The following is a 22,296-nucleotide window of genomic DNA, read 5'->3' as shown; positions in this document are numbered from 1 at the left end:
TATAGGTGTACGCTTTCGCGAAAGCGTAAAAAAGAAACTCCTACCCACTCTTAATCAAGGGTTTTATCCCCTTCCACCAAATCCTGCTGGTGCTTTAAGTTGATTCCAAACTTTGATATTATCATCTGCTGTGATACCGCTCTTTACCTCTACAAAGATGCCATCGCTTACTCCTACTTCTATATCACGTCTCTTAAACTCTTGATCTCCCGTTGCCACCTCAACATAAGGTGTTTTTGTTTTTGGGTCGTATTGTACAAGCGCTTCTTTTATAGAGAGTACATCTTCTGCCTTTTCTAAAATAATACTTGCATTTGCACTAAGGCCTGCACGTATGAAGGTATCGTCATCCTTCTTTGCTAGGGTTCCTTTTATTTCAAATTGTATGGCGCCATTTTCGGCAACGCCCTTTGGAGCGATGTAATCTAGGGTAGCATCAAAAACTTTATTTTCTATAGCTCCTACCGTAATCTCAAGTGGTAAATCTTCTTTTATTTTACCCACTTCGCTCTCGTCTACCTTACCTTCAAAGATCATCTTTTCAACATCTGCTAGCGTAGCAACGGTGGTACCATCATTAAAGTTATTTGCCTCTATTACCTGGTTACCGGCTTTTACTGGCACGTCCAGAATCATACCTGTAATAGTAGATCGTATTTGAGTAGTTGCTGCGTTACCTAAGCCACTGGTGGTTCCCGTTTTTATAATGTCATAATTTTGAGAAGCGCTACGCAGGTTTACCTGCTCTTGCTTGAGTCTTTGCTCTGCAGCGTTATAGGTATTTCTAATATTATCAAAATCATTTGCAGAGATAACACCTTTATCAAAAAGCGCTTTCTGTCTATCATAAATGCTCTTTTGATTTGCAAGTGCTAGTCTTGCTGTCTCTACGGTAGTTCTTGCTCCTGCAATATTATTTTTTGCATTAGTAAGTGATGATACATTAGGCACTACATCTATCTGGGCAATAAGGTCACCAGCTTTAATATTATCTCCAGCCTCTACATATACCTCTTTTATAATACCTGAGATATTAGGTTTTATGAGCACCTCTTCTTTTGGGACAATACTTCCTGTCGCAACTGTTTTCTTTACAATTGTACGGTTAGTCGCTTGCTCTGTGGTATACACCACTGGGTCCTGCTTATCTTTTGTGTAGATATACCAGATACCTATGGAGAAAAATACTGCGATTAGTACGAGCGTGAAAATGGTTCCTGTGCGTTTCATTCTATTATATGATTGGATTGTATTATTCTATTCTTAATGCGTCTATTGGTTTCATTTGTATAGCTCTTGTTGCAGGTATAAAACCAGCGAGTAATCCAGAGATGATGAGTATGGCGAGGGCGATAAAGATTACTGTAATATTTACAGAAGGATTTGCAAAGTTATCTACTTTACCTACTTGATCTAGTATACTATTCATCACCCATATAAATCCAGCAGCAACTGCAATACCTGCCATACCAGAAATTATGGTGAGTACTAGTGACTCCTGTAATATTTGAGATTTAATCTCCCAAGGTGTTGCACCTAGAGCGCGACGTACTCCTATCTCTTTGGTACGTTCTTTTACTACTATGAGCATAATGTTACTTATCCCGATCACTCCAGAAAGTAGTACAAGAGACCCCACGAAGTATCCTACAAAAGTGAGTATTGAGAATAGCCCCATCACTCTCCCAAACTCTTCGGCAAGGTCAAAATGGCCTATGGCTCTTTTATCATCTGGATGAATAGAGCGCTGCTCCCTCATTGTCGTAAAAACTTGTTCTTTTATGCTCGTGATACTTGTACCGTCGTGCGCCGTTATAGCCATCCACCCTACATTATCTGCACGATTAAAAGCTTGCGAAAATGTAGTAAAAGGAACAAAAATTGTATTTGCAGACTCCTCTGCATCTCCACTACTCTTTGGGTCTTTAAATGTCCCTACTACTAAGAAGTTGACACCATTTATTTTAATATAGGTATTAAGCGGTTCTTCACCTTTGTCATAAAGACCCTTTACAACATCTTCACCTATGATGCATATTTTTCTTTTCTCTTCTATATCAGAATAAGAGATGTAGCGACCAGAAGTAATATCTTGTGGTTGCTGTTTTATAAATTCTGGATAATCACCGTAAACGCTATAAGCGCCTGTCTTCTCTTTATAGGTAACATTATTTGCACCATTATAACCTCCTAGCTGATTTCTAGGTGAGATGTATTTTAACTGTGGGTACTTCTCCCGTAAAACATCTACATCTTCTAATTTGAAATTGAAATAACGTCCCTTAGGCAAACCCTTATATGACATCGAGGTTCCTTGTGACCACATAAACATCGAGTTTGTGGCAAAGTCACCAAAATCTGCCGAAACGCCATTCTTCAACCCATTAGTAAGTGCAAGTAGTAAAACTAAAATAAGTATACCCCAAAACACACCAAATGCCGTAAGCAGGGTTCTAAACCTGTTTGCGTTAAGTGCTTCTAGTATTTCGTTCCAACGATCTTTACTAAACATTATATTCTTTTTTTGCTTTCGCGAAAGCGGTATAGCTCTCCATACTACTCATCTCTTAATGCTTCTATAGGTCTAATATTTGCCGCTCTTCTTGCTGGTATGTAACCTGCAAGAGCCCCCGCTACAATAAGAATAATTACTGTTGACATCGCAGTCACAAAATCTACCTGAGGAAACTTGATGAAATCACTATCTATCTGTGGGCCAATTAACTCTAATAAACCAACACCTAAAAACAGCCCTAAGAAGCCAGCTATTGCGGTTATAAAAATAGACTCTTGCAATATCATCCCGATTATAGAGCTTGGTAATGCTCCTAGTGCTTTGCGCACACCTATCTCCTTAGTACGTTCTTTTACAATGATGAGCATTATGTTACTTACACCTACCACGCCTGCTATAATTGTACCTATGCCTACAAACCAGAACACCATACGTATGGTGTCTATGAGGCTATAAATTTTTTGTGCTTCTTCCAAATTATAACGCACACGCACGGCGCTACGATCATCTGGTGAGATTTGATATCTAGACTTAATCTCATCTTCTATACCTTGACTCACTGCTGCCGAAAGTGCTACGGCTTCGTCAAAATTATCAGACATTTTTACTGTAAATGCCATAGACCTTAACTTGTCTCCTGCATTAAAAACGCGTTGTGCCGTGCTGAGTGGTATAAAAATACGAGACTCCTCACGCTCTCCTCCAGGGTCTGTAAATACTCCCGCTACTAGAAAGTTTATACCCATAATTTTAATAGTTGCTCCTACTGCTTGCTCTGTTTTAAAAAGGTCGTTTTTTACCTTCTGGCCTATGATGGCAACTTTAACACCTTCTTCTTCGTCTTTTTGAGTTAAGAATCTACCTGCAGATAGCCCAGCATTCTCAATAAACTGCTGTCCATAGTTTGCACCTTCTATTCTATAATTACCAGTTTCGTTGCCATAGTTAACAAGTCCTCCCCAGATATTGTATAAACCAGTTTGATGTTCTATTGCTTCGCCAAATTTTTGATCTACATTTTCTAAATCACTATTGTGCATCTGGATACGACGGCCAGGATTGAGACCTGCGTACTCTTTTGTAGTAACACCTGTCCATACATTTACTCGGCTCTCTGCATCTTGAGCAAATTGTGTTTTTACCCCTTTCTGAATACCCGTACTAAAACCTAGAAGAATGACTAATATAAATATACCCGAAGCTACAGATAGCCCAGTGAGAAAGGTGCGAAGCTTGTTCTTACCTATAGTTTCAAATATTTCTTGCCAGCGCTCTACATCAAACATGTAAACTTGCTTTTACTTGATTTACAACAGAGTCATCTATGATACGACCGTCTTTTAGATTTACAATGCGCTTAGTCATCTCTGCAATATCTGGTTCGTGTGTTACCACAAGTATGGTCTTACCCTCATCATTTATACCTTGTATGAGATCCATTACTTCGTAAGAAGTTTTTGTATCGAGTGCTCCCGTAGGCTCATCTGCCAGTAGTACTTTTGGGTCACTTGCTAGTGCTCTCGCGATGGCAACTCTTTGCTTTTGACCTCCAGACATTTCACTAGGCAGGTGTGTTGCCCATTGTGCAAGGCCTACCTTTTCTAAGTAATGCATAGCTCTATCTGTACGCTCTGCGCGCTTCATACCTTGGTAATAAAGCGGCATAGAGACATTATCTAACGCATTTTTATAGTTGATAAGATTAAATGACTGAAAAATGAAACCTAGAAATTTGTTTCTATACTGTGCGGCAACCTTTTCATTAAGATTTTTTATAGGAACATTATCTAGGTTATATGTTCCCTCGTCTGCCTCATCTAGCATACCTAAAATATTGAGTAATGTAGATTTACCAGATCCTGAAGAACCCATAATAGAAACTAGCTCACCCTCCTTTACAGAAAAGTCTATTCCTTTTAAAACGTGAAGCGAGTTGCTCCCCATTTGATACGATTTATGAAGATCTTTTATTTCTATCATAGTCAACACTTTATGACAATATAGACAGATAATCTGTCACTAATTGTGAAATTCTTGTTAAGACTACTTCGGGTTGTTTTGGTTAGTCGTCGGTAGCGTATAGTCTTATAGACTATACAGATGATTATCTGTTACAGTTAAATTTGTTAGGGTTTTGTTAAAACGAAACCCTACCTAAGAAATAAACGTAGATTCAATAATTAACAACCAAACATTCTGAAACAAAAGCAACACATATCAAAATTATTAACCGCATTAATCTTGTGCATTGCAGTGATATGTTTTGTCTCTTCTACTAAGGATGCTTTTGTACAACTGACCCACACTATTGAGCACGCTATAGCACAAAGTGCACACCACGGTGCTCACCATCATAACGAGCACTCTAATCTGACAGGAAATAATATTCAACACAACCATCAAAGCATCGACTTACTCGTCAAGCTATTTGATACAGATTTAGACAAGGGGGCTCCTCAAAAAAAAGAAAATTATAATACAGAAAAAAGATTATCTATCTCTAGATATACAACACCTTCAAATCCACAAGCTCATACCAAAAAAGACAATTACTACTATCTTTTAAAACCATATACCTCTATGAGATGGTTGCCTTTTGAGCCCCCACAAGCATAAATCACCTTTTATCAAGCTTATCTCTAAACCCGCTCGGGACTGGGGAAGCTATATGCCATTCTCAAAATTCAATTATCAAATTATATTATATGAAATTCCTTATTGGAGCATTTGCTATGCTCTTTATTATACCGTTATACGGGCAATCTATAACAGGTGTCGTGTTAGACACTAACTCGTCTCCTCTAGAAGATGTAAACATTTTTAATAAAACCTCTGGACAACATAGTCATACTAACACTACAGGTTATTTTGCCATACCTAATACAAAAAAAGGCGACTCGTTATACTTCTCACGCATAGGTCACGAGACCCTGCTTGAAGTAATAAAAGATCAACAAACGTCGTTGCAAGTAATACTAACACCCTCATCGGTCTCTCTAGATCAAATTGTGATAGTTTCTGAAGTAGATCAACTAAGTCGCATTGTTGATATAGATGTAAAAAACAACCCTGTTAAGTCCTCACAAGAGATTTTAAGGAAAGTACCTGGCCTCATTATAGGTCAACACGCTGGTGGCGGTAAGGCAGAACAGATATTTTTACGAGGTTTTGACATAGATCACGGTACAGATCTCGCGCTTAGCGTAGACGGGTTACCCGTAAATATGGTCTCTCACGCTCACGGCCAAGGGTACTCAGATCTACACTTTGTCATACCAGAAACTATAAATAATATAGAATTTGGCAAAGGACCTTTTACTGCAAGTCAAGGTAATTTTGCAACAGCTGGATATATTGATTTAAAGCTAAAAGATGTTTTAGAAAAAATCCAAGTCACGCTAGAAGTTGGCCAGTTTAATACGCAACGCTTTACTGGTTTATTTCCTGTTATCAATAGTGAATATAATTCGCTATACCTAGCCTCTGAAGTTTATCTTACAGATGGACCTGTAAACTCACCTCAAAACTTCAACCGTATTAACCTTATGAGTAAGTACGTTTATGACCGCCCTGGTGAAGAAAAGCTAGACCTCACTGTATCGCACTTCCAAAGTAAATGGGACGCTTCTGGACAAATACCACAGCGCGCTGTAGACGCAGGGTTAATAGATCGTTTTGGAGCTATAGATGACACAGAGGGCGGCAACACAAGCCGCAGTAATGTGTCTCTAAGCTACACCAAGAACTTAAATGAAAACGACTCGTTTACCACAAATGCTTTTTTATCTAAATATGACTTTGAGTTGTTCTCAAATTTCACCTTCTTTTTAGAAGATCCTATAAACGGAGATCAGATAAAGCAATATGAAGATCGTTTACTAATGGGAGTTAATAGCACCTTTGAGAGAAAAGGGAAAGAACTTGCTAGTTTTGATCTAGATTATCAAGCTGGTGCTGGCTTTAGATATGATGACGTAAACGATGTTGAATTATCACGCACAAAAAATCGTCGTGAGACGCTTGAAAGACTTTCTTATGGCGATGTAGATGAGCTTAATGCGTTTGCATTTTTTAATGCCAAGTTTAAAAAAGGTAACTGGAATATTAACCCTTCACTACGTCTTGATTATTTTAAATTTGATTACAATAACAAGCTTAGCCCGGTTTATGACAACCGTAGCGAAAACAAAGTTGCTGTAAGTCCTAAGCTTAATGTAATTTATACACCCTCTAGCACCTTTCAATATTTCTTAAAAACAGGTGTAGGTTTCCACTCTAATGATACACGTGTCGTTGTGGCAAATGAAGGGGAAGATATATTACCCGCTGCTTATGGTATTGACATAGGTACAATTATAAAACCTGCGAGCAGGCTAGTGGTAAATGCAGCGCTATGGAGCCTTTTTCTAGATCAAGAATTTGTGTATGTAGGCGATGCAGGTATTGTAGAACCTAGCGGTCGCTCCCGTAGAGTGGGTGTTGAGCTTGGGGCTCGCTACCAGTTTAACGACTGGCTATATGCTTACTCAGATGTAAATTACACCTATGCTAGGAGTACAGATGAGCCAGACGGAGCAGATTTAATTCCTCTCGCACCAGATTTTACAGCTGTAGGGGGTATTAATGTAGATAACCTAGGAGCCTTTTCGGGTTCTCTAGCGTATCGATATATAGATGACAGAGCTGCAAATGAAGACAATTCTATTATTGCAGAGGGTTACTTTATTACAGATATGAACCTTAATTATAAAGTAAACAACTGGACTTATGGAATCATTATAGAAAACCTATTTGACACGGAGTGGAATGAAACACAATTTGCAACAGAAAGCAGACTTTTTAACGAGCCGGCTCCTGTAGAAGAGATTCATTTTACACCGGGTACTCCTTTCTTTATAAGAGGAAAAATAGCTGTGACTTTTTAGAATCACTAACTCACATTTTTTAAGGGAGATTTATATAATCGCCCTTTTTTATGGGTTTTATATACGCTTTCGCGAAAGCGTATATAAAAAAAATCTCCCGATAAACGCGGGAGATTTTTCTAATATCTTAATCTATTAACAACTGTTATCCTTCAAAATCACCATCATCATCACCACCACCGCGGTTACCTCTTGATCGTTGCTTTTTCTGATTAAAACGGTATGTAAATGCTAGGTTAAATGAACGCACTCTAAACTGAAATTCACTATCACTCACAAAGGAATCTGTTTGAGTTAATGATTGTCTCTTACTTGAGTTAAATACGTCACTTACGTTAAAAGCTATCGTAGCGTTATCATTAAGAATGTCTTTACTAAAAGCGAGGTTGGTAAACAAGAATCCTTTTGTTTCCGTTTGAGCATTGTTTCGTGGCCCTCTATAAAACACATTAGTTTGCCAGTCTATTTTATACGGTAATGTCACTTTTGCACTACCCCTTGTAAAGAAACTAAAGTTACTTGCCCCATAATCCACACCATTAAACTCACCCTCCGTTTCAAATAAAAATGCATTTGCACTAAAGTTAAGACGTAACCATTTTTTTGGGTTATAAAGAACGCCCATCTCCGCTCCATATCGCTGGTTTGTGCTCAAGTTAATAGGCAGGGTTCTAATAATAGGAATTCCGTTTGCCGTGACTAGTCCTGTATCTTCTTGTATACGCTCAAAAGAGTCTGTCTCATACTGATAATAGATAGATGAAGTAAGTGTTACTTTATCCCATCTTTTTAAATACCCTATATCATATGCACTTGCAAATGATGGTACGAGATCTGGATTACCTTGAAAAATGTTTGCCTCACTAGAACGTGACGGGAAAGGGTTTATAAAACGCCCTCTAGGTCTGTTTATCCTTCTATTATAACCTAGTGTAAGGTTCTCACGATCGTTAAACTCATAGGTTAAGTTAAGTGTAGGAAATAAACCATCTGTTTTATTATCAAAATCAAGATTAGTACCCAGATCGCTATCTTCTACAACAGCATCTACAGCTCCTTGCTGTCTTGTGTTCTCATAACGCAGACCAGCTAAAAATGAGAAGTCCCCAAATTTATTACCATACTGTGTGTATATAGCGTGTACATCTTCTTTATAGGTAAAGATATTAGAAAGACCATCATCACGTATAAAAGCGCCGCCGGCTTCTTCTTGTTCTAGTAGTGTATAATCTGTAACTGTTTCTTCAAAATTACCTCTGTAACCAAACTCAAACTGGGCATTCTCGCCTATAGGTCTTACATAATCTACCTGTGCAAGGTACTCTGTTTGATCTTCTATTTGAGTAATATCTTCTGCAGGAAGGGTTACATCTGTTGGAAAGGTGTTAAACTCTGTAATGGTAGAAAGTTCTGTTTCTTCATTTACTGCATATTGAAATGCAGAAGTAAGCTCGTGACCGCTCTCATCAAACTTTGTAATAGAGTTTAAAGATAACTGGTAGGTTTTATCATCTTCTATCTCGCGCTCTAGACGTGTTCTAGAGATAGCGAGGTCACCGTTTGTATCAAACTCATCTGTAAAGTTATCTGTTCCAGAAGAGTTATCGCTTAGTCTTAAAAATCCGCTTGCGGTAACAGAAGTCTTTTCTGTTAAGAAGTATTCTATCCCTAGGTTAGTGTTGAAACCACCACGGTTTCTATCAAATTCTCTTGTTTCTTCTATAAGAGGATTTGTCACATCATCAGAAAGGAATCTGTTTTCAAAAAATGCATTACCCGGCGATGTACGTTTACTATAGCCCGTTGTATTAAAGATATTAAACTTATCTGTACGTAAGTTTATATTACCTGTGATACCATAACGTTCTGGATCACCCACGTTAGTTTGTATAGATCCATTAAGACCTAGTGTTTTCTCTTTTCTTAGTATGATATTAAGTATACCTGCCGTACCCTCTGCATCATAACGTGCAGATGGTGATGTGATTACTTCTACACGCTCAATAGCATCTGCCGGTAGCTGGCTCAATGCATCTACAGAGCCAAAACCTGCAATAGCAGATGGACGACCATTAATAAGGATACGCACGTTTTCATTACCACGTAGCGCGATTGCCCCATCTACATCTACCGTAACAGAAGGTACATTACTCAAAGCGTCACTTACCGTGGCACCACTTGTAGTAAGATCTTTACCTATGTTATATATTTTTTTATCTAGTCTCACTTGCACCTCTGTAGTTTCGGCACGTACAATTACTTCATCTAGTGATTGTGAATCTATTGCCAGTGCTTGTGTAGGTAGCGTTGTGCTTTTAAATAGCTTTTGACCAGGTAGAACTTTGGTCTCAAAAGAGATAAACTCAAATTTTACATCATATACTCCAGCAGCTACTTCTATACTATAGTTTCCGTTTGGGTCTGTGATTCCTCCAGTTACAACTTTACCTTCACTATTTGTAAATGATACCGTTGCATACTCTAGTGGCACGTTAGTCTCTGCCTCTAGTACTTTACCAGTGATAGTTACATCTGGTCTTCCTCCCTCTGGTCTCTGTGCAAACACTAGCGTAGTAAATGCAAGTAAGGTGAGGGTAAATAAATATTTCATCTCTTTGATAATTTGGTTCTGTTATGAGACACGCAAATTACGGCTGGGTTTAGTCCAGTTATACTAAGGTTTTGTTAAAGAATAAAACCTTATCACAAAAGATGTAAATATATGGAGAGAACTATTGATTATTCATCTTCCCCATTCTCGGCAGGGACCTTCTTTTTTGACTTATAAATAAAGTAAAATACGCCTCCTACTAAGATGTACGGTATCACCATTAGATACTTGATACCGTTGTTTATTCCTTTTGCAGTACTATTATCTTCTTCAGACTCAAGAACGGCGCGACACATTGCACACTGTGTGGTTGCGGCAGTGGTGGTTGCCTGTAAGTCCGCTTTCGCGAAAGCGCAACAAAAAACAATTACAATAGCGATGTACTTAATATATTTCATCTAGTGCACGTAGTATGGAGATATCATAAGGTAAACGATTACGCCAGTTATGGCAACATATAACCATATAGGGTAAGTGATGCGAGCAAGTTTTTTATGCTTATCAAATCGCTCTGCAAGCGCACGAACATAGGTAAATAGCACAAGCGGAATGATAATAATAGATAGTGCGATGTGTGTGATAAGTATAAAGAAGTATACATATCTTATAAAACCTTCACCACCGTATGATGTAGAGTCTGACGTCATATGGTATGCCACATACATTAAAAGAAAAAGTACAGACAGACCTATGGCAGTCTTCATTAATCGCTCGTGTGTTGCTCTATTACCATTTTTTATAGCTCTTACTGCAAGAATAAGTACAAGTGCCGTAAGCCCATTAATACCAGCGTAGATAGGTGGCAAGAAGGTAAGTGGTTCTACATCTAGTCCAAAATCTTTGAGCTTGATGGTAAAAAGCACAGCGACAGCTACGGGTATCACTACAGAGAGTATAATAATCCAGTTTCTGTATTTCTTTTCGGTGGGGTTTTGGGTACTCATACTATTTTAATAATTTATTTATGTCTTCTATTAAGATATCTACTTCTGAGGTTTCGCCTCCTTCTGGAACGACTTTATCCATAGGTACAAAACCACGGTAATATGGCTTTGGGTTTCCATAAGGGTCCAGTCTAGATCTTATAAAACCGTTTTGATCTACAAGTGCAAAAAGTCCCGAGTGATATAAATCTGTCTCATCTCCTTCTTCATTTGTTGCTAGGTAAAAACCTTCATTAGACAACTTGCGTATCACAGATCTATCACCTGTCATAAAATGCCAGTTAGGGTTAGTTACCCCATAATCTTGTTGATATTGTTTAAGCACCTCTGGCTGGTCGTGCTCTGGATCTATAGAGAATGAGGCAATTCCAAAATCATCACGACCTTCAAACTTCTTTGCTATAGCCTGCAGGTTATGACTCATAGGGATACAGATATCTGTACACCTTGTAAAGAAAAACTCCACTAGATATACTTTACCCTTATAATCTGCATTGCTTATGGTATCGTTATCTTGATTTACAAACTTAAAAGGCGGCACTTTACGATCTACACCATTTTGAGTAATATACACAAGACCATCTGGTGCATCTTCTATAGGCACACCACCTTCTTGGTGCATTCTTCCGCCGCGAGATACATCATCATTTGCGAGGCGCTTGTATATTTTTGGGATTACAATAATTCCAAAAATTAATACGATGGCCGCGATGCCTATGTAGGTGTTTTTTCTCATTGGTTTTAAAAATCTATAAACGACTGTTAATCTCTGCGTTGTTCTATCTTAGGACTCGCATTGTTATTTTTCTTAAGCGCTAGTCTATACTCGGCTAGTAATATTTTAATATCATCCTTAAGGTATCCCATCTCTACAGCTTGCGTAAAATCATAGCCATAAGCATTTGCTTTTTTGTCTTCGTGACCAGAGCGTAGTGATAATGCTTTATCAATCAAGAACACATTAGGGTGACCTCCATCACTCATCATAGATAAACCTGTGTCAAGTGATTTAAAATGTGCTGCCGTTTGCTCCTTTGTTGCAACTACAAAACGCATTTTTGAGGTGTCAAAAATACGAGCAAGCTCTGTTTTAAGAGCTTCTACCACCTCTTCACTGCCTTTATTTACAAAGAGTACCATTTGAAAATCATCATACCTCTCAAAGTATTTAAAGATCATCAAATTAAGGTTTGCGGTATATCCTTCATTTTGCATTAAACCATCACCTAGGTAACCTACCAGTGTAATATGGTTATTTAATGTGAGTGGTACCTCTGCCGTTTGCACAACTTTGTATTCTTGACTTACATAACGGCTTACATCTTCCACCTTTTCTGTAACAAGTGGCAAGTTTGCAAAGTTATACACTCCAGATGCAAAGAAGAGGTAAGCAACTATAGGTAAGACAAAAAGCGATACCAGTACGAGTTTCTTTTTCATAATTACAAAGATAAATCCCAGACGGGAATAGAGCGAGGTATTCTTTTCAATATTTGTGAAATAACGCTTTCGCGAAAGCGGAATTAAAACGCATAAAAAAAGCGACCCGAAAGTCGCTTTATAAATACTGTTTGATTCTTAAAAATCCCAACTCTGGAAACCGTTGTTGTAAACCTCAAAGATGTAATCTCCTTCTGTAAGTAGTATAAATACTAAGTAACAAATAAGGAATATACCTGTCCAAACTACAGCTCTTCTTAATCCCTTAACCTCATCACGCATATGCATAAAGTCCCAAGTGATATAGTAAGCCTTAACTATAGTAAGTATAATGAAGATCCAGTTAAGAAGCTTCATTCTTATAAATGTAGTTTCTATTAAGAATTCTGGCTTAAAGATACCTAGCACAACCTCTACAGCTGTTACTAAGGTTAAGAATATAAGTACACCCCAGATTTTCTGAATGTTATTTTTGAACTTTAAAGTTCCTCTAAATATTGCAAGTTTATGTTCGTGTGCCATAATATATAACTGTCTGCGTGGTAAATTAAACTAGGTAGAAGAATGTAAATACAAATACCCATACAAGGTCTACAAAGTGCCAGTATAACCCAACCTTTTCAACCATCTCATAGTGTCCTCTTCTCTCGTAAGTACCTAACACCACATTAAAGAAAATAATGATATTAATTAGTACCCCAGAAAATACGTGGAAACCGTGAAAACCTGTAATAAAGAAAAAGAAATCTGCAAATAGTGGCGCTCCGTACTCGTTGTGTATAAGGTTTGCTCCTTCTACTACTTGCTTACCATCTTTGTTAAGCTTAGCAAGTGACGCTTCTCTAGAGAGTACCGTTTTCTCACCATCTTGTGTAAGTGTTTGTATACGTATAAGTGCATTAGGCGTAGCGGCAAATCCTGCTTTTACCTCCTCTATAGAGTATGTTGTAGGTGTAGCCTCTTGATCATACCAGATACCGTTTTTACCTAAGTGTTGCTCACGCTCGCTAGCCTGCTCAATAGCAAAGTCTGCAAGGGCAAGACGGTTACCTTCTGTATCTACAAACTGAAGGATTTTACCACCCTTAGTCTCTACTGCTCCAAAATCTCCCTTGATAAAAGTTGCCCACTCCCATCCTTGTGATCCTACGAAGATAATACCTCCTATAATCGTTAAGAACATATAGAATGCTACACTCTTATGCTTTAAGTGATGACCTGCATCTACGGCAAGCACCATAGTCACAGAAGACATAATTAATACAAATGTCATAAATGCCACATAGATCATAGGGAAGTTACCGTGTACAAAAGGTACGTGGGTAAAAACCTCATCTGCAATAGGCCAGGCATCTATAAATTTAAATCTTGAAAAACCGTAAGCCGCAAGAAACCCAGAAAAGGTTAATGCATCAGATACGATAAAAAACCACATCATTAGTTTTCCGTAGCTTGCTCTTAGTGGTTGATTTCCACCACTCCAAGTTCCTTCCTCAGAGTTATTATGTGTCACAGTCGTGTCCATTCGTAAGAATTGGTTAATTTAATGGTTGCAAAAATAAGTATTTTCTATTCGGAATTCAACACTCAGACTCCGATTTATAATGGTTTTAGATACGCTTTCGCGAAAGCGTTCTCACAATCTCTATTTTGTCACAAAGAGTAATACAAATAAAAAGACCCATAAAATGTCTAAAAAGTGCCAAAACGTGACTCCCAGCGACAATCCTAAATGGCTCTCTGCCGAATACTTACCTCTTAAATGATTGATAATTACAACCAAAAGAGCAATAAACCCAGCTACTACGTGTGCGATGTGAACCGCTATAATTAAAAATAAAAATGTCGTGGTAATATTACTAGAAGCTCCTGTAAAATAAAAGCCTTGCTCTTGAAATGATGCAAAACCAGCAAATTGCGAGGCCACAAAACCTAAGCCTAGTAAAAAAGTGATTAATAATAGCGCCGTACCCAGACTCTTCTTATTATTAATTATCGCATTTTTAGCTAAATGCATGGTCACACTACTTATCACAATAAGCACTGTAGATATGATAAGTGCCTGCGGAAAATCATAGGTTTCTAACCAATCCCGACGCTCCATACTCACTATGTACGCACTTGTAAGCCCAGCGAAAGTCATACATAAACTTATTATTCCAAACCAGAGCATTTGTTTTTTTGCACGCTCTTCTTTTAATCGTTCTCCTCCTTGAGTATAATCCATCTATCTTAAAAATTTATCTACAACAAAAACAATTTGAAGTAGTGTAATATACGTTACACTTGAAAGCATTAGTCGTTTGGCTGTTTTTGCATCTCTGTTCTGGTACAATTTTATTGCCCAGTACAGCATAAATAATCCCAGAGCACCCACTACAATAGCAGATATAGGTGATAAAAATAAATCTCCCGTCACTCCAAAGGCAGGAACAAGTGAGATAAGCACCGTCCAGACCGTGTATAATACGATCTGTAAGGCCGTACCCTTATCACGTTTTCCCGTAGGTAACATAGCAAAGCCTCCTTTTTTATAGTCATCAAAAAGAAACCACCCTATTGCCCAAAAGTGAGGAAATTGCCAGAAAAACTGTATCATAAACAGTGTGCCTGGCTCTATACCAAAATCATTTGTCGCAGCTACCCAACCCAGCATATATGGTATCGCTCCTGGAAAGGCTCCTACAAAAACAGATAATGGTGTTTTAGTCTTAAGTGGCGTGTATAATAGTACGTACATAAAAATAGAAATCCCACCAAACATTGCTGTCTGTGGGTTTACGTACCACAACGCACCTAGACCTAATATGGTAAATAGTATTGCTATTGCAAGCGCCGTACTTACAGACATACGCCCAGAGGCTACGGGTCTGTTTTTAGTACGATCCATAAGTGCATCAAGATCTCGCTCTAGCACTTGGTTATAAGCATTAGAGGCTCCTACCATAAAGTAACCACCTACAGACAAGAGTGCCACTACAAGCCAGTCTATAGTATCTGCCGCAAGAAAGTAACCAGCAACACTAGAAAAGACAACACTTATAGATAAGCGCATCTTTGTGATTTCCTTAAAATCGTACCAAGCCGAATAGGTTTCTGTATGTACTGCAACGTCGCTCAAAGACTGTAATTTTTGCTTTAATTTTTGTCGTGCAAAGATACCTCACAAAAGCAATCTGTACAACTCATAAAAAATGAAAGCTTTACACAAGGGATTGTTAAAATTGCGCTTTCGCGAAAGCGTAATTAATAACTTGCGACTACAAACAAAAATAGACTCACAATTATGAAGTATATTACGCTCTCGCTTGCCCTTTTACTCACAACGATAAGTGTCGCTCAAGGGCGCTTTGATAATGTAGAAATAACAGTAAAAGAAGTGTCAGACCACATCTATATGCTACAAGGTGCTGGCGGAAACATAGGCATATCTACCGGTGAAGATGGTGTATTTATGATAGATGACCAGTTTGCGCCACTTAGTGATAAAATTACCGCAGCTATAAAAACCATCTCACCACATCCTGTAAAATTTCTTGTAAACACACACTTTCACGGTGATCACAGTGGTGGTAATGCAAATTTTGAGGCGGCCGGCGCAATGATTGTTGCACACGACAATGTGCGTAAAAGACTATCAGAAAATGAAAATACTGCAAATGCAGGACTACCAGTAATCACCTTTAGTGAGGATGCAACCTTCTATCAAAATGGAGATGATGTGTTTTTAACACACGTGCACAATGCACATACAGATGGTGATGCTTTAGTTTATTTTGCACAGAGCAACGTACTTCACACAGGCGATACGTTCTTTAACGGGAGATTCCCATTTATAGATATAAACAGAGGCGGGAGCATAATAGGTGATATTGCCGCTGCAAAAAAAGGATTAATGCTCATAAATGATGAAACAAAAATCATCCCTGGTCACGGGGCACTCGCAACAAAGGCAGACTACCAGAAATATCACGATATGCTCGTTGCTGTATATAGTGAGGTAAAAAAAGCTGCTCAAAACAATGTATCTTTAGAGGAGATTACCGCAATGGAGTCTATAACCGGTCCGTTTTTTACAGATGCAGAAACAGCAAAAGATTTTATCTCTGGACCAAAATTTAGAAGTACAGTTTACAAAAGCATTCTACAAGAAACAGAAATCACTAAGCATTAATTATATGAGTTCAGAACTGAATATTAAATCCATAAGGCCTTTTATAGGCTCAAAAGACTTTAAAACCTCAAGTGCCTTTTACAAAACCATTGGATTTGAAGAACGTATGATCTCTCCAGATATGACACTGTTTACACGAGAAGGCTTTGGCTTTTATTTACAAGATGCCTATGTAAAAGACTGGGTAGATAACACAATGCTCTTTTTTGAAGTAATACAGCTTGATGAGTATCTCTCACACCTACAATCATTACAACTTGGTGAGCGATTTAAAAATGTAAAGCTCTCTAATATTGTAAATAACGACTGGGGACGCGAGTTCTTTTTACACGACCCCTCAGGTATACTATGGCACATAGGTGATTTTAAGTAAAATCAATCTACTAGATACTCCATAGAGTCATACACGAGACTCGATAAGGCATAAGCAGTTTCTTTCTTTTTATACTTTAGACCTATAAGCTGCGCGCCTTGATAACCTTTACTAGCGTCTATGGCTATGCGAGAAGCATCCTCTTCTGAGATGGCCAGGCAGAGCTTACCACAAAAAGCATCTCCATATGCACTCACTACAAGATACACTTGACCAAAAATCTCTTCCCTCATCTCATAGTAGTAATCTACATCTGGGCTTTCTTTTATAAGTCTATACAGCTCTGCTTGATATGCTTTGCTAGAGTAAATATTTGAGGCAAGTATTGGGTTGCGTTGGGTATTGTGACACTCTTTTTTTTGAGCACAAGAGACAAGAAGCACAACGACAACCACCCAGAGAAGGTTGGTTTTGGATAACATAGCACATTGGATTGATAAAGTAGTTTCTCGTCTTTACAAATAACGAGCACTTTTATTCAAATAGTATGTGCTACCTATTTATCTAGTAATCGTAATACCAGTTAAATAGATCTGTTCTAAAGCCCACATTAAACCATAGTGTTTTAGTATCAATTCCAAGTGGCGCTTCTTGAACATCTGCCGTTTGAGAGCGATATATTGGGTTTACATATACTTTTAAATTTGTTGCAGGGTTTATGAGATACCCTAGCTCCAGATCGCCATACACACTAGTTACCTTGTTTCCTTGAAAAAATGCAATCCCGTTATCTGAGGGTCTATTCTCATCATTACCATAAATGCTACCTCCATAATACACCTCGTTTATATCACCTATCTCAACTCCTCGAGCACCTACAATAAGCTTTGCAGTTCCATACCAGCGATCACGCTCGTATCTAGCAATACCTATGAGCTCCTTAAAGTTTGCTCCCCATTGATGTGCTAGTGACTGGTTAGTGTGACCATAGTTGAGCTGTATCTCATTATTAGAGTACACATATGGTCTCACTTGATTATACTCACCTTGTAGTGTAAGATTTTTAATTCCAAAGGCGTCATAATACTTTGCTCCTAGCTGAAAACCTTGCTTATTTTTATAACTCTGGCTACCATTCAAAACGTCTCCCGCCGAAAATTCGTCAATTACAATCTGCCCGTAAACGTTTACTCGGTCATTTACCTTGTATTTACCTGTAAGACCTATAAGTGCATTTCCTCCTCTTGACCCTGTAGAAAACTCAATGGCTCTGTAAAAAATTACTGGGTTTAAGAAATTAAAATCAAAACCTCTACCATTTTCATTTTCCCATATTACAGACTCAAAGAGACCTACGTTTAATCGTTTTGAGACATTCCAGCTTAGATAGTGGTTGCTCATATACTTTGTGCGGAAAGCACCATCTGCAGTCACCTCTGGTCGCACGTCACGCAGCGAGGTCCAAGTATTTGTATACTTAAACTTCCAGAATGTAGTATTGAGTTTTAAGTAAGGAAAGTAACTGGCATTATCACTAAGTAACAATGATCTATACCCATCTCCTATAAATTGCTTACCGTGCCCTAGCTGTATATTAAAATACTTAGACGGTGTGTATGACACATAGCCCTCTGCAACCGGATAATCAAGATCTCCATTTGTCCCCTCCTTTGCAATACCTCTTCCCGGTATAACAGCTGGGTTTCCTCCATCTGGTCGTAATGACCTAGCTATGGCGTCAAAATATCTTGGAAACCGCCCTTGACTCTCATACACGGCTGCAAAGAAATTTATCTTCTTACCAAGCCCTCCTTGCACGTAAACAGCCCTGGTGTTGTTATAAGTAAAGTCATTAATTTTTGCATCATCGGTTTCATAACCTAGTTGCAAATCTGCTGCAGGGTCTAGAGTGATCCAGTAATCTTCACCTTGTATTTGCACCATATGCTCGTTAGACCACTTTCTCCCAAACCACGTAGACTTCTCCTTAAGCAGTGCATCTTTCTTCTCTTTAAAATTATAATACGGGTTTACCGTGTTATATAAGAAAGGCTTGCTTGCCGTGTGTGCATTTGTCCCCACAAGATTAAGCTCCTGGTCAAACCTACTATATACTTGATGTGAGAAAGGGATATTTAGCCCACTCGTATATTCATTTTGATCATCAAACTTGAGGTTTTTAATGCGGTCATACTCTTGCTGCATAGGATTTACGGTTTCTTTTTCCGCTTTCGCGAAAGCGGAATTACCACCATCCTCCACGATCATCGTATCCACAACATTTCTATCTAGTGGTAATAAAACAGGCATTGTAAACTGCAGGTACGTAGGCTCTCCATTATAGGTAGCCGGAGCAACTTGAGGCAGCGTCTCAAAAACATCCTGAGCAGCGGTCTTAAGCTCTGGATACATCGCATCTGTATAGAGTAGCTTAAAATCACCTGTTTTAGTAACCTCAAAAAGGATTACCATTTTACCTTGAAAGTTATCTTGACTCACCACAGCTGGCACCTCAAAATTGTCAAGTATATGCGCAATAAACTTCTCATTAAAACAATCTTGCAGTTGTGCGATATCTATAGTCTCACAGCCTGGAAAAACAGGATATTTTTCAAAATCACTAGTCGTAACCTGAGCTGTTATAGTAGTTGCTATAAAAGAGACAAAAAGAAGGAGGTATTTATGCATAATAAGCCGTGATGTTTGCAGCCGAAAGATAGGGTTTATTGCACAAAAAATCCCGTCACCTCAGGTAACGGGATTCTTAACGTAAATTAATTCATTTAGTCTCTGATTTCAAAGATTATAGGTAATGAGAATAAGACAGCTACATCCTTCCCTCCCTGCTTACCAGGAGTCATATCTGGTAATGATCTTGCTACTCGCAACGCTTCCTTCTCTAGTTTAGGGTGCGGGGCCTTTGCCATTACATCTACCACTTTACCAAACTTATCTATCTTAAAGTTTACGTAAATACGGTTTACTCCCTCTAGACCTAAGCCCTCTCCTCTTTCGGCTCTAAACTTTTTAGAGACAAATTTTGAGATGTTTGCACTCATACAGTCACGGCGCTCGTCATTATCACTAAGACCTTCACAACCTGGAAAAAGCGGAACGGTCTCAATAGCAACAAAGGGAACCGTCTCCGGCTCTACAGGCTCCTCTACCTCTGTAACACTACCAGGTTCTACCATTTCTGTATCGTCTGGCTCTGAGTCTGATGTAAGATCTTCTACTAAGTCTTTTACATCATCTTCTTGCTTTTTGATATTGTCAAGTACTTTAGGTTCTTGCTGCTTTTTAGGCTGCACCTTTTTCTTGACTTTTACCTCCTTCTTCTCTACCCGGACTTCACCTATCGTATAGACTTCGTCATAACTTTCGGTAGGCTCAACTACTGCAAAATCCTTTTCTACAGTGCGCATTTCTATAAAGAAGATGGATGCGAGAAGTGCTAAGATTAACCCAATTTGAAAATGAAGCGTGGGATTTCTTCGTAAATTTGCCTCGTGTTCGCGGCTTGATGTGTACGTGCTGTTTTGGCGAACAGTCGTACCTTCTTTGGAATTTTCCATAAGATATGGTTTTAAAAATGTTGAACAATTCTTAAAACGAATCAAGAAGTAAGCCAAACTAAGAGATCACCTAGCGGTGGTCTCTTTTTTTTGACACAAAAAAAACTGCCTCATTGCTGAGGCAGTTTTTATATAAATTAAGTGGTATGGACTAGTCTTCTACTTTAAATGTAATAGGTAGAGAGTATAATACTCCTACTGGCTTACCACGTTGCTTACCTGGTGTCATTTTAGGTAACAATCTAATTACACGCTCTGCTTCTGTTTGAAGTCTAGGGTGCGGTGCACGTGAACGTATGTTTGTAATGTTTCCTTTTTTATCAATCTTGAAACTCACAAAGATTCTGTTTATTCCAGAAAGACCAAGGTCACTTCCTAATTCAGTATTAAACTTCTTATTTACAAGTTTACTTACCTTTTCAGACATACACTTTTTACGCTGGTCGTTGTTCTTCATAGACTCACAACCAGGGAAGATAGGCACGTTTTCAATAACTGCAAATGGTACATCTGCAATTTCTTCTTCTTCTTCTACTACCTCTACTTCTTCTACTTCAACGATTTCCTCTTCGGCATCTGTCTCTGTAGACTCAATTACGGTTTCCTCTATTTCTTCTTCATCTTCTACAACCTCGATAATTTCCGGCGCTGGTGGCGGTGGAGGTGGTGGTGGTGGTGGAGGCGTATTTAACTCCGTGATTGGAATTTCTTCGTCATCAAGATCATCAAGATCTAACTGCCCTATATCTACAGCAGCGTTGTCATACGTTTTCCACTCTATAGTGATATACGTAAGTGCTAGAACTGCGATGAGTCCTAACTGAAAAAAGAGCACACTCCTTTTACGAAGATCTGCTTTTGGATTTTTCTTGGGTTCCATAATTAATGTATTAAGTAGATAGCTAAAATAGCAAAATTATTATCACTATAGAAATTAATATCGCGTATTTAACGCTTTAAATTTCTTAAAAAACAAAGCAAAGCACAAACATCCACAAAGGACACCTATTGTATTTGCAAGCACATCCCAGCCATCTGGTTGTCTATAAATGGTTAAGCTCCCTTGCATCACTTCAATCACTATGCCGTAACCTATTAAAATTAAAGCGATAATGAGATAGCTCTTAAGCTGTGTACTCTTTTTTACTGTTATCTTCTTATACATAAAGTAATACAATAACCAGAGTAAGGCAAGACCAAAATAAGCTCCTGCGTGCAGGAGCTTATCAATGTTAGTTACTTTAGGAACTACATCTACAGGCTTAATAAGTGAGCCTATAGTTAATAGTATTGTATAAAGAGTAGCAACAACTCCTATAATTTTACCCACCGATGAGCTCTCCATAAGCTTCTGCACTTAAAAGCTCTTCTATTTCAGAAGCATCAGAAAACTTAATTTTTATCATCCAGCCAGCTCCATATGCATCACTGTTTACTGTCTCTGGTTCATCTTCAAGACCTTCATTAAAAGCAACTATCTCTCCAGAAAGTGGCAAGAAAAGATCAGAAACTGTTTTTACAGCTTCTACTGTTCCAAAAACTTCATCTTTATCTAAGGTCTCGTCAAGAGTTTCTACCTCAACGTATACGATGTCCCCTAGCTCTCCTTGAGCAAAATCTGTGATTCCTACTACGGCTACATCTCCTTCTATACGTACCCACTCGTGGTCCTTTGTATATTTCAACTCTGCTGGTATATTCATTTCTTGGTGGTATTAATTATGTGTTTAAAGTATGCTTACGCGAAAATAATTATAATCTTTTATTAAATATAAATTATATAGCATCTAGCTTTCGCG

Annotated in this window: 23 protein-coding genes; 4 read left to right on the top strand and 19 right to left on the bottom strand. The window is 38.3% G+C overall.

The features are described from left to right. Window positions 1–63: 63 nt before the first annotated feature. Genes MED134_RS11390 through MED134_RS11375 form a run of 4 tightly spaced genes read right to left on the bottom strand, consistent with a single transcriptional unit; the run spans window position 64 to window position 4,495 of the window. Window positions 64–1,230 (bottom strand): efflux RND transporter periplasmic adaptor subunit, encoded by a 1,167-nt coding sequence (locus MED134_RS11390; RefSeq protein ID WP_038599167.1) that lies wholly within the window; start codon window positions 1,228–1,230, stop codon window positions 64–66. Window positions 1,231–1,252: 22 nt separating this feature from the next. Continuing rightward, complete coding sequence (locus MED134_RS11385; protein WP_038599163.1) at window positions 1,253–2,512, bottom strand: ABC transporter permease; 1,260 nt, start codon at window positions 2,510–2,512, stop codon at window positions 1,253–1,255. Between the two features lie 44 nt (window positions 2,513–2,556). Further along, entirely contained in the window at window positions 2,557–3,801 is a 1,245-nt protein-coding gene (locus tag MED134_RS11380; protein WP_035327234.1) for an ABC transporter permease, read from the bottom strand. Further along, window positions 3,794–4,495: an ABC transporter ATP-binding protein gene (locus MED134_RS11375; RefSeq protein WP_038599160.1), complete on the bottom strand. Its 702-nt coding sequence runs from the start codon at window positions 4,493–4,495 to the stop codon at window positions 3,794–3,796. The genes MED134_RS11380 and MED134_RS11375 overlap by 8 nt, the downstream gene beginning before the upstream one ends. Before the next feature lie 273 nt (window positions 4,496–4,768). Here MED134_RS11375 and MED134_RS11370 point away from each other — a divergent pair, with 273 nt between their 5' ends. Continuing rightward, on the top strand, window positions 4,769–5,131 hold the full coding sequence (locus MED134_RS11370; RefSeq protein ID WP_148305663.1) for a hypothetical protein: 363 nt from the start codon (window positions 4,769–4,771) through the stop codon (window positions 5,129–5,131). 89 nt (window positions 5,132–5,220) lie between these two features. Further along, on the top strand, window positions 5,221–7,440 hold the full coding sequence (locus tag MED134_RS11365; RefSeq protein WP_038599154.1) for a TonB-dependent receptor: 2,220 nt from the start codon (window positions 5,221–5,223) through the stop codon (window positions 7,438–7,440). 145 nt (window positions 7,441–7,585) lie between these two features. Here MED134_RS11365 and MED134_RS11360 read toward each other — a convergent pair whose 3' ends face one another. From MED134_RS11360 to cyoE, 9 genes are all read right to left on the bottom strand, one after another. Further along, entirely contained in the window at window positions 7,586–10,051 is a 2,466-nt protein-coding gene (locus MED134_RS11360; protein WP_038599151.1) for an outer membrane beta-barrel family protein, read from the bottom strand. 128 nt (window positions 10,052–10,179) lie between these two features. Continuing rightward, on the bottom strand, window positions 10,180–10,449 hold the full coding sequence (locus MED134_RS11355) for a hypothetical protein (RefSeq protein ID WP_038599148.1): 270 nt from the start codon (window positions 10,447–10,449) through the stop codon (window positions 10,180–10,182). Then, window positions 10,450–10,995, bottom strand: a complete 546-nt coding sequence (locus tag MED134_RS11350) for a DUF420 domain-containing protein (RefSeq protein ID WP_035327222.1) — start codon at window positions 10,993–10,995, stop codon at window positions 10,450–10,452. It abuts the gene before it with no gap. Between the two features lies 1 nt (window position 10,996). Continuing rightward, entirely contained in the window at window positions 10,997–11,731 is a 735-nt protein-coding gene (locus MED134_RS11345; protein ID WP_038599145.1) for an SCO family protein, read from the bottom strand. 26 nt (window positions 11,732–11,757) lie between these two features. Then, complete coding sequence (locus tag MED134_RS11340; RefSeq protein ID WP_038599142.1) at window positions 11,758–12,435, bottom strand: hypothetical protein; 678 nt, start codon at window positions 12,433–12,435, stop codon at window positions 11,758–11,760. 138 nt (window positions 12,436–12,573) lie between these two features. Next, entirely contained in the window at window positions 12,574–12,957 is a 384-nt protein-coding gene (locus tag MED134_RS11335; RefSeq protein ID WP_038599139.1) for a cytochrome C oxidase subunit IV family protein, read from the bottom strand. Window positions 12,958–12,982: 25 nt separating this feature from the next. Next, entirely contained in the window at window positions 12,983–13,960 is a 978-nt protein-coding gene (locus MED134_RS11330) for a cytochrome c oxidase subunit 3 (protein ID WP_038599136.1), read from the bottom strand. A gap of 120 nt (window positions 13,961–14,080) precedes the next feature. Further along, entirely contained in the window at window positions 14,081–14,662 is a 582-nt protein-coding gene (locus MED134_RS11325) for a heme-copper oxidase subunit III (protein ID WP_038599133.1), read from the bottom strand. Next, window positions 14,663–15,556 carry a heme o synthase gene (gene cyoE / locus MED134_RS11320; protein ID WP_038599130.1) on the bottom strand — a complete coding sequence of 298 codons (894 nt, stop codon included), beginning with the start codon at window positions 15,554–15,556 and terminating at the stop codon, window positions 14,663–14,665. Between the two features lie 165 nt (window positions 15,557–15,721). On the opposite strand from cyoE, the gene MED134_RS11315 reads away from it, so the two are divergent. Both MED134_RS11315 and MED134_RS11310 read left to right on the top strand, forming a co-directional pair. After that, window positions 15,722–16,609: an MBL fold metallo-hydrolase gene (locus tag MED134_RS11315; protein WP_038599127.1), complete on the top strand. Its 888-nt coding sequence runs from the start codon at window positions 15,722–15,724 to the stop codon at window positions 16,607–16,609. A 4-nt stretch (window positions 16,610–16,613) separates the two neighbouring features. After that, window positions 16,614–16,982 carry a glyoxalase gene (locus MED134_RS11310; RefSeq protein WP_038599125.1) on the top strand — a complete coding sequence of 123 codons (369 nt, stop codon included), beginning with the start codon at window positions 16,614–16,616 and terminating at the stop codon, window positions 16,980–16,982. Between the two features lie 2 nt (window positions 16,983–16,984). On the opposite strand, the gene MED134_RS11305 is transcribed toward MED134_RS11310, so the two are convergent. The 6 genes from MED134_RS11305 to gcvH form a co-directional block, all read right to left on the bottom strand. Further along, window positions 16,985–17,404: a hypothetical protein gene (locus MED134_RS11305; protein WP_038599123.1), complete on the bottom strand. Its 420-nt coding sequence runs from the start codon at window positions 17,402–17,404 to the stop codon at window positions 16,985–16,987. 82 nt (window positions 17,405–17,486) lie between these two features. Further along, on the bottom strand, window positions 17,487–19,610 hold the full coding sequence (locus tag MED134_RS11300; protein WP_038599119.1) for a hypothetical protein: 2,124 nt from the start codon (window positions 19,608–19,610) through the stop codon (window positions 17,487–17,489). A 95-nt stretch (window positions 19,611–19,705) separates the two neighbouring features. Next, the gene (locus MED134_RS11295) at window positions 19,706–20,497 is read right to left on the bottom strand and encodes an energy transducer TonB (protein ID WP_052084225.1); all 792 of its coding nucleotides are present in this window, start codon (window positions 20,495–20,497) and stop codon (window positions 19,706–19,708) included. A gap of 151 nt (window positions 20,498–20,648) precedes the next feature. Next, the gene (locus MED134_RS11290; protein WP_035327197.1) at window positions 20,649–21,377 is read right to left on the bottom strand and encodes an energy transducer TonB; all 729 of its coding nucleotides are present in this window, start codon (window positions 21,375–21,377) and stop codon (window positions 20,649–20,651) included. Between the two features lie 54 nt (window positions 21,378–21,431). Further along, entirely contained in the window at window positions 21,432–21,842 is a 411-nt protein-coding gene (locus MED134_RS11285) for a VanZ family protein (protein ID WP_084811668.1), read from the bottom strand. Next, a complete protein-coding gene (gene gcvH, locus MED134_RS11280; protein ID WP_038599116.1) occupies window positions 21,820–22,200 on the bottom strand; it encodes a glycine cleavage system protein GcvH in 381 nt (126 codons plus the stop codon). Before gcvH ends, MED134_RS11285 begins: the two co-directional genes overlap by 23 nt. Window positions 22,201–22,296: the final 96 nt, after the last annotated feature.

It is taken from the genome of Dokdonia sp. MED134, from assembly GCF_000152925.2.
Classification (GTDB): Bacteria; Bacteroidota; Bacteroidia; order Flavobacteriales; family Flavobacteriaceae; genus Dokdonia.
The sequence above is the reverse complement of the archived record's forward strand: the minus strand, read 5'-3'. Positions and strand labels throughout refer to the sequence as shown.

Bases quoted from the DNA above. Each gene is read 5' to 3' on its own strand.
- MED134_RS11390 (WP_038599167.1), bottom strand. From the start codon at position 1,230: ATGAAACGCACAGGAACCATTTTCACGCTCGTACTAATCGCAGTATTT.
- MED134_RS11385 (WP_038599163.1), bottom strand. From the start codon at position 2,512: ATGTTTAGTAAAGATCGTTGGAACGAAATACTAGAAGCACTTAACGCA.
- MED134_RS11380 (WP_035327234.1), bottom strand. From the start codon at position 3,801: ATGTTTGATGTAGAGCGCTGGCAAGAAATATTTGAAACTATAGGTAAG.
- MED134_RS11375 (WP_038599160.1), bottom strand. From the start codon at position 4,495: ATGATAGAAATAAAAGATCTTCATAAATCGTATCAAATGGGGAGCAAC.
- MED134_RS11365 (WP_038599154.1), top strand. From the start codon at position 5,221: ATGAAATTCCTTATTGGAGCATTTGCTATGCTCTTTATTATACCGTTA.
- MED134_RS11360 (WP_038599151.1), bottom strand. From the start codon at position 10,051: ATGAAATATTTATTTACCCTCACCTTACTTGCATTTACTACGCTAGTG.
- MED134_RS11355 (WP_038599148.1), bottom strand. From the start codon at position 10,449: ATGAAATATATTAAGTACATCGCTATTGTAATTGTTTTTTGTTGCGCT.
- MED134_RS11350 (WP_035327222.1), bottom strand. From the start codon at position 10,995: ATGAGTACCCAAAACCCCACCGAAAAGAAATACAGAAACTGGATTATT.
- MED134_RS11345 (WP_038599145.1), bottom strand. From the start codon at position 11,731: ATGAGAAAAAACACCTACATAGGCATCGCGGCCATCGTATTAATTTTT.
- MED134_RS11340 (WP_038599142.1), bottom strand. From the start codon at position 12,435: ATGAAAAAGAAACTCGTACTGGTATCGCTTTTTGTCTTACCTATAGTT.
- MED134_RS11335 (WP_038599139.1), bottom strand. From the start codon at position 12,957: ATGGCACACGAACATAAACTTGCAATATTTAGAGGAACTTTAAAGTTC.
- MED134_RS11330 (WP_038599136.1), bottom strand. From the start codon at position 13,960: ATGGACACGACTGTGACACATAATAACTCTGAGGAAGGAACTTGGAGT.
- MED134_RS11325 (WP_038599133.1), bottom strand. From the start codon at position 14,662: ATGGATTATACTCAAGGAGGAGAACGATTAAAAGAAGAGCGTGCAAAA.
- MED134_RS11315 (WP_038599127.1), top strand. From the start codon at position 15,722: ATGAAGTATATTACGCTCTCGCTTGCCCTTTTACTCACAACGATAAGT.
- MED134_RS11310 (WP_038599125.1), top strand. From the start codon at position 16,614: ATGAGTTCAGAACTGAATATTAAATCCATAAGGCCTTTTATAGGCTCA.
- MED134_RS11305 (WP_038599123.1), bottom strand. From the start codon at position 17,404: ATGTTATCCAAAACCAACCTTCTCTGGGTGGTTGTCGTTGTGCTTCTT.
- MED134_RS11300 (WP_038599119.1), bottom strand. From the start codon at position 19,610: ATGCATAAATACCTCCTTCTTTTTGTCTCTTTTATAGCAACTACTATA.
- MED134_RS11295 (WP_052084225.1), bottom strand. From the start codon at position 20,497: ATGGAAAATTCCAAAGAAGGTACGACTGTTCGCCAAAACAGCACGTAC.
- MED134_RS11290 (WP_035327197.1), bottom strand. From the start codon at position 21,377: ATGGAACCCAAGAAAAATCCAAAAGCAGATCTTCGTAAAAGGAGTGTG.
- MED134_RS11285 (WP_084811668.1), bottom strand. From the start codon at position 21,842: ATGGAGAGCTCATCGGTGGGTAAAATTATAGGAGTTGTTGCTACTCTT.
- gcvH (WP_038599116.1), bottom strand. From the start codon at position 22,200: ATGAATATACCAGCAGAGTTGAAATATACAAAGGACCACGAGTGGGTA.